The sequence below is a fragment of the Cupriavidus sp. 05N40 genome (genome assembly GCF_056397305.1).
Window position 1 is genome coordinate 1 of the sequence record NZ_JBFTND010000324.1, and the last position, 8,965, is coordinate 8,965.

Annotated in this window: 10 protein-coding genes; 6 read left to right on the top strand and 4 right to left on the bottom strand. The window is 67.2% G+C overall.

Going from position 1 to position 8,965, the window contains the following annotated elements; all coding sequences use genetic code 11:
* Positions 1 to 103 precede the first annotated feature (103 nt).
* Entirely contained in the window at positions 104 to 1,738 is a 1,635-nt protein-coding gene (locus AC1DO7_RS39070; RefSeq protein WP_477117409.1) for a long-chain-fatty-acid--CoA ligase, read from the top strand.
* Positions 1,739 to 1,827: 89 nt separating this feature from the next.
* On the opposite strand, the gene AC1DO7_RS39075 is transcribed toward AC1DO7_RS39070, so the two are convergent.
* The 4 genes from AC1DO7_RS39075 to AC1DO7_RS39090 form a co-directional block, all read right to left on the bottom strand.
* On the bottom strand, positions 1,828 to 2,301 hold the full coding sequence (locus AC1DO7_RS39075; protein WP_441617899.1) for a hypothetical protein: 474 nt from the start codon (positions 2,299 to 2,301) through the stop codon (positions 1,828 to 1,830).
* On the bottom strand, positions 2,298 to 2,657 hold the full coding sequence (locus AC1DO7_RS39080; RefSeq protein ID WP_477117410.1) for a MarR family winged helix-turn-helix transcriptional regulator: 360 nt from the start codon (positions 2,655 to 2,657) through the stop codon (positions 2,298 to 2,300). The genes AC1DO7_RS39075 and AC1DO7_RS39080 overlap by 4 nt, the downstream gene beginning before the upstream one ends.
* 36 nt (positions 2,658 to 2,693) lie before the next feature.
* Positions 2,694 to 3,710 carry a Bug family tripartite tricarboxylate transporter substrate binding protein gene (locus tag AC1DO7_RS39085; RefSeq protein ID WP_441617895.1) on the bottom strand — a complete coding sequence of 339 codons (1,017 nt, stop codon included), beginning with the start codon at positions 3,708 to 3,710 and terminating at the stop codon, positions 2,694 to 2,696.
* Between the two features lie 158 nt (positions 3,711 to 3,868).
* Positions 3,869 to 4,831, bottom strand: coding sequence for a porin (locus AC1DO7_RS39090; protein ID WP_477117407.1), 963 nt, complete (start codon positions 4,829 to 4,831; stop codon positions 3,869 to 3,871).
* Between the two features lie 342 nt (positions 4,832 to 5,173).
* Between AC1DO7_RS39090 and coq7 the strand changes: the two genes are divergently transcribed.
* The 5 genes from coq7 to AC1DO7_RS39115 all read left to right on the top strand — a co-directional run.
* Positions 5,174 to 5,797 (top strand): 2-polyprenyl-3-methyl-6-methoxy-1,4-benzoquinone monooxygenase, encoded by a 624-nt coding sequence (coq7, locus tag AC1DO7_RS39095; protein ID WP_441617891.1) that lies wholly within the window; start codon positions 5,174 to 5,176, stop codon positions 5,795 to 5,797.
* Between the two features lie 442 nt (positions 5,798 to 6,239).
* Entirely contained in the window at positions 6,240 to 6,668 is a 429-nt protein-coding gene (mraZ, locus tag AC1DO7_RS39100; RefSeq protein ID WP_441617889.1) for a division/cell wall cluster transcriptional repressor MraZ, read from the top strand.
* A gap of 7 nt (positions 6,669 to 6,675) precedes the next feature.
* Positions 6,676 to 7,671, top strand: a complete 996-nt coding sequence (gene rsmH / locus AC1DO7_RS39105; RefSeq protein WP_441617887.1) for a 16S rRNA (cytosine(1402)-N(4))-methyltransferase RsmH — start codon at positions 6,676 to 6,678, stop codon at positions 7,669 to 7,671.
* Positions 7,668 to 8,000 carry a cell division protein FtsL gene (gene ftsL / locus AC1DO7_RS39110; RefSeq protein ID WP_441617885.1) on the top strand — a complete coding sequence of 111 codons (333 nt, stop codon included), beginning with the start codon at positions 7,668 to 7,670 and terminating at the stop codon, positions 7,998 to 8,000. Before rsmH ends, ftsL begins: the two co-directional genes overlap by 4 nt.
* Positions 7,997 to 8,965: peptidoglycan D,D-transpeptidase FtsI family protein (locus AC1DO7_RS39115; RefSeq protein ID WP_477117408.1), on the top strand; the 969-nt coding region annotated here is incomplete at its 3' end. The genes ftsL and AC1DO7_RS39115, both read left to right, overlap by 4 nt.

The following is an 8,965-nucleotide window of genomic DNA, read 5'->3' on the forward strand; positions in this document are numbered from 1 at the left end:
GCTGGAAATGGCGCGTCGCTGCATCGACTGCCATGTGCCCGCCACGCTGAGCTTTCGCGACAACCAGTACCTGCGCCCCGAAACGGTGGCGTGGCTGGGCAGCATGGCGCGCGCCTTCTACCGCGACCTCTATGCACTGCTGGAGGAGTCTTTCCGTACCTACGCCGGTCGCCGCGCCTTCGTCTGCATGGACAAGGCGATCACCTACGGCGACGTCGACCGTCTCTCGCGGCAGTTCGCCGCCTGGCTGCAGTCGCGCGGGCTCAAGCCCGGCGCGCGCGTGGCCATCATGATGCCGAACGTGCTGCAATACCCCGTGGTGCTGGCCGCGGTGCTGCGCGCCGGCTTCGTGGTGGTCAACGTCAATCCGCTCTACACGCCGCGCGAGCTCGAGCACCAGCTCAAGGACAGCGGCGCAGAGGCCATCGTCATCCTGGAGAACTTCGCCACCACGCTGGAGCAGGTGCTGCCCGCCACGCCGGTCAAGCATGTGGTGGTGGCCAGCATGGGCGACATGCTGGGAGGAGTGAAGGGCGCCATCGTCAATTTCGTGGTGCGCAACGTCAAGAAGATGGTGCCGGCCTGGGAGCTGCCCAACTGCGTGCGCTTCAACACCGTGCTGGAAGAGGGGAGCCGCATGCAGTTGCTGCCCGCCACCACCGGCCCCGACGACATCGCCTTCCTGCAGTACACCGGCGGCACCACCGGCATTTCCAAGGGCGCCGTGCTGCTGCACCGGAACATCGTTTCCAATGTGCTGCAGTCCGAGGCCTGGATGCAGCCGGCGCTGGCCAAGGGCGCGCCGATCGACCAGGTGGTGACCATCACCGCGCTGCCGCTGTATCACATCTTCGCGCTGACGGTCTGCTGCCTGCTGGGCATGCGCAGCGGCGGCCTGAGCGTGCTGATCCCCAATCCGCGCGACATCCCCGGCTTCATCAAGGAGCTGCAGAAGTACAAGTTCAATATGTTCCCGGCGGTCAACACGCTGTACAACGCCCTGATCAACAACCCGGAGATCGACAAGGTCGATTTCTCCGGCCTGCGGGTGGCCAACGGCGGCGGCATGGCGGTGCAGGAGGCGGTGGCCAAGAAATGGCTGGCCCGGACCGGCTGCCCGATCATCGAAGGCTACGGCCTGTCCGAGACGTCGCCCTCGGCGACCTGCAACCCGACCGACACCGACGCCTTCTCCGGCACCATCGGCCTGCCGCTGCCGTCGACCGACATTGCCATCCGCGACGACGACGGCCGCGACGTGCCGCTCGGCCAGGCCGGCGAGATCTGTCTGCGCGGCCCGCAGGTCATGGCAGGCTACTGGAACCGCCCCGACGAGACCGCCAAGGTCATGACGCCGGACGGCTTCTTCAAGACCGGCGACATCGGCGTGATGGACGCGCGCGGCTATACCAAGATCGTCGACCGCAAGAAGGACATGATCCTGGTGTCCGGTTTCAATGTGTACCCGAACGAGATCGAAGGCGTGGTCGCCGAGTGCCCGGGCGTGCTGGAAGTGGCCGCCGTGGGCGTGCCCGACGAGCACTCCGGCGAAGTGGTCAAGCTGTTCGTGGTCAGGAAGGATCCGGCGCTCACCGAAGCCGAGCTGATCTCTTTCTGCAAGGAGCGGCTGACCGGCTACAAGCGGCCCAAGTACGTGGAGTTCCGCGGCGAGCTGCCCAAGACCAATGTGGGCAAGATCCTGCGCCGCGAGCTGCGCGACAGCCGCCAGGCGGCGTAAGCCAGGCACAGCAACGCGCAACGGCCTCCCGCAAGGGAGGCCGTTGCGCGTTTGGGGGCGCAGGCCCGGGACGCGGGCTGCGCCCGCGCTCAGCATTCGGACGAAGGCACCATCCGCGGGACCGGCGTGCCGTCGGGATAGATCAGGCGCACGCACGCGCCAGGATCGAGCCCCGGTGCGGCCGGGCCGTTGACGGTGTCGACCGTGCCATCCTCGGTCGTTACCTTGTACTGGTAAAGGTCGACCTGCTGCCTCGGCTGCGGGTGGAAGAGCTGGTTCAGGTTGACCGCGACGCCGACGCTGGCGGCGCCACCGTTCCAGCCCCCGCCATTCGCCGCCGCCACGCTCACGGACGAATCGAAGGCGCCGGGGCCCGGGGCGTCCATGGTGCCCACCGCGGTCTTGGCGCTGATATGCCCCAGCTTGATGGTGTAGGCGAGCGCCTCGATCTTCGGCTGCGCGGGCGTGCCCTGGCAGGCGGCCACCAGCAGCAACGGCATCAGGCATGCCGCCAGCGGCACGCAAAGGCGGCGCGCTTGCGGCCCGCAGCGCGGCGTGCTCATGCGCTTGCCAGCCCGGTCTTGAGGCGGCCCAGCAGGCGGAACAGGGCGCGCCGGTCGGCCTGCGGCAGGCCGCCGAACAACTGCTCGATCCAGTCTTCGTGCGCACGCGCCATCTTGGAGAACGCCGCGCGCCCGGCCGGCGTGAGGCGGATCAGGTAGGCCCGGCGGTCGCTCGGCAACGCCTCGCGCGATACCAGGCCTTCTTGCTGGAGCTGGTCTGTGAGGCCATCGTGGCTGGCATCGTCGGCTCGGGTTTCGAGATCGACCGGCGGCTCATCGGCGCCGGCCTTGACGGCGATCTCGGCGGCAGTAGTGGTGGGCATCGCGGCAGGCAGGTTGTTTGATGCCTCAAGTATATGCGCTCGCGCGCCGGGCGGGTCCGGACTGAGGGTTCAGTCCACCTTGGCGCCCGAGTCCTTGACGACCTTGGCCCACTTTGTGTGCTCGGCGCGGATGAATGCCGCGAACTGCTCCGGCGTATTGCCGACCGGGTCCGCACCCTGCGCCTGAAGTTTGTCGCGCACGGCCGGCGTGGCCAGCGAGCGCGCCACTTCCTGCTGGATGCGCGCGACGATCTCGTGCGGCGTGCCGGCCGGCGCCAGCAGGCCGAACCAGGAGCTGGCTTCGTAGCCCGGCAGCTTGGCCGCTTCGGCCACGGTGGGCACGCCGGGCAGCGCCGGCGACGGCCTGGCACTCGTCACCGCCAGCGCCTTGAGCTTGCCGGCCTTGATCAGCGACATCGACGACGGCAGGTTGTCGAACATGAGCTGCATGGTGCCGCCGGCCAGGTCGGTCAGCGCCGGGCCGCTGCCCTTGTACGGGAAATGCACCATGAAGGTTTTCGTCTGCGTCTTGAACAGCTCGCCGGCGAGGTGGATGGAGGTGCCATTGCCGCTCGATGCCATGTTGAGCTTGCCGGGATTGGCGCGCGCGTAAGCGATCAGGTCAGGGACGCTGTTGATGCGGTTCTGCTGCGCGAAGGCCGGGTTGACCACCAGCACATTGGGGACCGATGCCACCTCGGTGATCGGCGCGAAATCCTTGATCGGGTCGAACGGCAGCTTGCCGTACAGGGACTGGTTGATGCCGTGCGTGCCCACCGTGCCCATCAGCAGCGTGTAGCCGTCGGGCGCGGCCTTGGCGACGATGTCCGCGCCGATATTGCCGCCGGCGCCGGGGCGGTTGTCCACCACCACGTTCCAGCCTTGCAGCTTGGACAGTTCGGCCGCCACCGCGCGCGCCAGGATGTCCGTGGTGCCGCCGGCCGAGAACGGCACCACGAGGCGGATCGGCTTGTTGGGATAAGGGTCGGCGGCATGCGCGGGCGCGACGCCGGCAAGCAGCGCAAGGCATGCGCTGGCGGCGCTGGCAAGCAGCATATGGGTCGCGCGGCGGCGGGGGCGGTGCATGGTGTCTCCTGGTTGGTCGGGCTGCGGCCGCGCGGTGGCTGCCGAAGGCTTGTGCATTCTAGTGCCCGCCGGCGGAGGTGCCGATGAGGTGATGCCCTAGTCCGCCGCCATGAAAAAAGGCACCCGAAGGTGCCTTTGCAAAAGCCGCGTGGATGCGTTTAGAACTTGTGGCGGATGCCCAGGCCCACGCCCCACGGGTTCTTCACGTTGACGCCGGCGAGGTTCTTCACGTCGTCGTAGTTGTACTGCAGCGTCAGGCCCAGGGCCGGCAGGACCTGGTAGTTGGCGCCGATCCAGTAGTAGTCGTCGCGCAGGACCGTGGCGCCGGTCGGTGCCTTGGACTGACCCCAGCGATAACCGCCCATGATCTTGGCCGGGCCGAAGGCGTAGCTGCCGGCCACCGCGGCCTTCTTGAACGTGCCGGTGTTGCCAGTCGCGTCCAGGGTCGGGTTGTACTGGTCGTAGGCGATGGTCGCGCCGAACGGGCCGGCGGCATAGGCCACGCCGGCACCGTAGCCGGAGTCACGGCGGAATTGCCCCGGCACTTCGCCGCCACCGGCCACGCCGTTGCCGAAGGTCCAGTGCGCGATCGCGGTCACCGGGCCGAACACGCCCGTGTACTTGGCGGTGTTGTCCGAGCGGAAGTTCAGGCCGAGCTGGGCCACCACCGGTTCATACTGGGTTGCGTAGCCGCTGGGCGAGAAGTTGGCCAGCAGGTCGAACAGGGTGGTGTACTGGCGGCCGAAGGTGAAGCGGCCGACCTGGGCGCTTTCGATACCCACGTAAGCCTGGCGACCGAACAGGCGGCTGCCTTGCTGCGACTTGCCGTCATCGAGGCCGAAACCGCTTTCGAGCACGAACAGCGCCTTCAGGCCACCGCCCAGGTCTTCCACGCCGCGCAGACCCCAGCGCGAGCCGGACAGGCCGCCGGACGTCAGGCGGTATGCGTTGTCGCCCGGGCCGGCATTGAAGCCATTGGCAGCCGTAGGCACTTGCGTACCCAGGTGGCTGACGTATTCGAGGTTCATGTCGACAACGCCGTACAGTGTCACGCTCGACTGGGCCTGCGCCGCGCCAGCAAGAAGGCCAAGGGCCGCCAACGCGAAAAGCGATTTTTTCATGCTCGATGATCTCCACGTAAGAATTATTGGTGTGGTCAGCGGAGAAACCTCCTGAGTCTCCATTCGCCCGCTTACCCAACTTCGTCAGAAGTTGCCAAGTACTGTAACAAACCACCTCCGTTTCACAATCGGGTTCGCTGCCCTTGTCAGCTTTTCACAACTCAGGGTTTTGGAGTATCGGATCCGCGACAGGCGAGGCACCTGCAGGCCCAGGCGCGGCGCGGCCTGCAGGGCGGTCACGGTACAATGCGGGAAATCCCGAGGGTGAATCCACGCAGGTCCGGACCTTGTGCCGGCAGCGTCGAAGGACACGCCCGGAAGCCATCACGAGTGCATGCATCCATGGATAACTTGATTCGCGAATTCGATGTGGCCCTGCGCGCGATCGCGGGCGTGACCCGGGCCAGCCGGGACAATCCCGCGGCGGGCCTGGCGCCGGAAGGCGACCCGCTCGACGAGAAAGAGCGCCGCCACGTGGCCGGGCTCATGCGCATCAACCATGTCGGCGAGGTTTGCGCGCAGGCTCTCTACCAGGCGCAGAAGCTGACCGCCCGGACCCCGCAGGTGCGCGCGCAGATGGACGAGGCCGCGCGCGAGGAAGAAGACCACCTCGGCTGGTGCGCCGAGCGCCTGCGCGAACTGGGCTCGCGCACCAGCCTGCTCAACCCGCTCTGGTACGCCGGCGCGTTCGCCATCGGCTGGGCCGCCGGCCGCGCGGGCGACCGCGTCAGCCTCGGCTTTGTGTCCGAGACCGAGAACCAGGTCGAGCAGCACCTCAATGGCCATCTCGGGCAGATCCCTCCCGCCGACCTGCGCTCGCGCGCGATCCTGGAGCAGATGCGCGACGACGAAGCGCGCCACGGCGCCGCCGCCCGGGATGCCGGCGGCATGCCGCTGCCTGCGCCGGTGCGCGCGATGATGCGGGCCGCGTCCCGCGTCATGACCACGGCCGCCTACCGCATCTGACCGGCCGGCAGGGCGAGAGGCGCCCGGCGATGTCGCCCGCCCCCGGCGTCGGGCCCCCGCTTACGCAGGGTAGACGACAAAACGTTGTATCCTTCCATCGGTCCCGCGAGGCTGATTTTCGTGCTGCAGGCAGTTCCTTCCCCGGTTGTTCTCAGGTGGTTTCTCTGCTTTCCTCCATAAGATCTTCATTTCATTAGGGATTCACTTTTTCGGTGCGTGAAGAGTGCGTGCTAAGTCATTGTTCTGATTAAAAAAACCCGGTTTGTTGCCTTGCGGCGAGCCTTGACCCGCCAAATCGCTTCCTCTAAAGTGGGAAATAGTGTGAGGAAGTGTATTTTTGTGTGAAAAAGCGGGCTGGCCGTGGGATCATCCCCCAAACGTCGGCTTTACGGGGTTTACACGCCAGCCGGCGTAGATCGGTTGGCGCGGATCGGGAGCAAGCTTGTTTCAGGGCGCATCGGCGCTGTCACTGGATGCCAAGGGCCGGATGTCCATCCCGGCGCGGCACCGTGAAGCGCTGCAACAGCAGGCCGAGGGCCGGGTAACGCTGACAAAGCACCCGGACGGCTGCCTGCTGCTGTTTCCACGCCCTGAATGGGAAAACTTCCGTGCCCGCATCGCTGCCTTGCCGATGGACGCGCACTGGTGGAAGCGCATCTTCCTGGGCAACGCGGCGGATGTCGACATGGACGGCGCGGGCCGGGTGCTGATCGCGCCCGAGCTGCGTGGCGCCGCCCTGCTCGACAAGGAAGTCATGCTGCTTGGAATGGGCAGCCATTTCGAAGTCTGGGATGCCGCAACCTACGCCGCCAAGGAACAGCAGGCGATGGCGCAGGGCATGCCGGATGCATTGAAGAACTTCTCTTTCTGACGAGGTCATGAGCTCAACCCAATCGCCGGGGACCACCGCCCTGCGCCATCGCACCGTGTTGCTGGACGAGGCTGTCGAAGCCCTGGTCTGGCGGCCGGATGGCGTCTATGTGGACGGCACCTTCGGCAGAGGGGGGCACAGCCGGGCAATACTGGCCCGGCTGGGGCCGGCCGGGGCACTGGTGGCCTTCGACAAGGATCCGGCAGCAATCGCAGAGGCGGGCACCATCGAGGATGCCCGCTTCTCCATTGAGCACACCAGCTTCGCCGACATGGCCGAGCGGCTGGCGGGCCGCGGCAAGGTGACCGGGATATTGCTCGACCTGGGGATCAGCTCGCCCCAGATCGACGACGCGCAGCGGGGGTTCTCCTTCCGCTTCGAGGGACCGCTGGACATGCGCATGGACACCACGCGCGGCATCACCGCCGCGCAGTGGCTGGCGCAGGCGGAAGAGCACGACATCGCGAGGGTGATACGGGACTATGGGGAAGAAMGGTTTGCTGTACAGATTGCAAAGGCGGTTGTTGCTCGCAGGAGCGAACCCGGCCATGGCGGACCGCTCACCACTACTGCCGAGCTTGCCGCGCTCGTGGCGAAAGCCGTCAAAACACGCGAGAAGGGTCAGGACCCTGCGACCCGCACCTTTCAGGCTCTACGGATTCACGTCAATCAAGAGCTTGCGGACCTCGAAAGCGGGCTGAGCGCGGCGTACGACTTGCTGCAGACCGGGGGGCGGCTGGTGGTGATCAGCTTTCATTCGCTCGAGGACCGCATCGTCAAGCGGTTCATGCAGGCACACGCCCGTCCGCAGCAGGATGCCGATCCGGCCCTGCGCCGCGCGCCGCTGCGCGCTGACCAGTTGCCGCAGCCCACGCTGAAGCTGCTTGGCCGGGTCAAGCCGGGCGCCGAGGAAATCGCCGCCAACCCGCGCGCGCGCTCCGCCGTGATGCGCGTGGCCGAGAAGCTGCCGGCGAGCGCGCCCGCACAGGCTGGCCGCGCATGAACCGCCTGACCTTCTTCCTGCTCGCCGCGTTGATGCTGTGCGCGCTCTCGCTGGTGAGCGCGCAGCACCAGGCGCGCACGCTGTTCGTCGCCTTCGAGCGCGCCCAGGCGGAAGAAAAGCAGCTCGACATCGACTGGTCGCGCCTGCAGTACCAGCAAAGCGCGCTCGGCAAGAGCGCGCGCATTGCCGATGCGGCCCGCGCCCAGCTCAAGATGACGCCGGTCCTTCCCGGCAGGACCCAATACCTGGCCGGCGTGGTGCTCGAGCCTCAGCCGGCCGCAACCGCGGCCGCGACGGCGGCCTCGGCGCCCGAGGGGAGCAAGCCATGACCATCGCCCGGCCTTCGCAGCACGCCCAGCGCGGCCAGCCCCGCGGCAATGCCTCGCGTCCGCGCAGCGGCCAGTTCGCGGCCAGCCCCGTGCTCGGCCTGCGCTTGCCGATGTGGCGCTCGAAGATGGTGGTGTTCATGATGTTCGCCGCCTTCGTCGCGCTGGCTGCGCGCGCGCTGTGGATCCAGGGGCCGGGCAACCAGTTCTACGAAGCCGAAGGCAAGAAGCGCTTCCAGCGCACGCTGGAGCTGCCCGCCACGCGCGGCAAGGTCCTCGACCGCAACGGCCTGGTGCTGGCCACCAGCCTGCCGGTCAAGGCCATCTGGGCGGTCCCCGAAGACGTGCCCGACGAGATCGACGCGGACAAGATCCGCCAGCTGGGCAAGCTGCTCGACATGAGCGACAAGGAACTGCGCCGCAAGTTTACGGAAGACAAGAGCTTCGTCTACCTGAAGCGCCAGGTGCTGCCCGATGCCGCGGACAAGATCGCCGAACTCAAGATCGACGGCATCCACCAGACCCGCGAGTACAAGCGCTTCTACCCAGAAGGCGAGGCGATGGCGCACATCGTCGGCTTCACCAACGTGGAGGACCGCGGCCAGGAAGGCGTGGAGCTCGCGCGCGAGCCCGTGCTGGCCGGCAGGTCCGGCGCGCGCCAGGTGATCAAGGACCGCCTTGGACGCGTGGTGGAGGACGTCGGCATCCTCAAGACGCCGCGCGATGGCGAGGACCAGCAGCTCTCCATCGACGCCAAGATCCAGTACCTGGCCTTCAACGAGGTCAAGGCCATCGTCGAGCGCAGCAAGGCCAAGGCGGCCAGCGCGGTGGTGCTCGACGCGCAGACCGGCGAGGTGCTGGCGCTGGCCAACTGGCCGACMTACAACCCCAACGACCGCACCCGCCTGTCCGGCGAGCAGCTGCGCAACCGCGTGCTGACCGATACCTTCGAGCCGGGGTCGATGATG

Excerpts from the sequence above, each read along its gene's own strand:
- AC1DO7_RS39070 (WP_477117409.1), top strand. The coding sequence starts at position 104 with ATGGCGCGCGCCTTCTACCGCGACCTCTATGCACTGCTGGAGGAGTCT.
- AC1DO7_RS39075 (WP_441617899.1), bottom strand. The coding sequence starts at position 2,301 with ATGAGCACGCCGCGCTGCGGGCCGCAAGCGCGCCGCCTTTGCGTGCCG.
- AC1DO7_RS39085 (WP_441617895.1), bottom strand. The coding sequence starts at position 3,710 with ATGCACCGCCCCCGCCGCCGCGCGACCCATATGCTGCTTGCCAGCGCC.
- AC1DO7_RS39090 (WP_477117407.1), bottom strand. The coding sequence starts at position 4,831 with ATGAAAAAATCGCTTTTCGCGTTGGCGGCCCTTGGCCTTCTTGCTGGC.
- coq7 (WP_441617891.1), top strand. The coding sequence starts at position 5,174 with ATGGATAACTTGATTCGCGAATTCGATGTGGCCCTGCGCGCGATCGCG.
- ftsL (WP_441617885.1), top strand. The coding sequence starts at position 7,668 with ATGAACCGCCTGACCTTCTTCCTGCTCGCCGCGTTGATGCTGTGCGCG.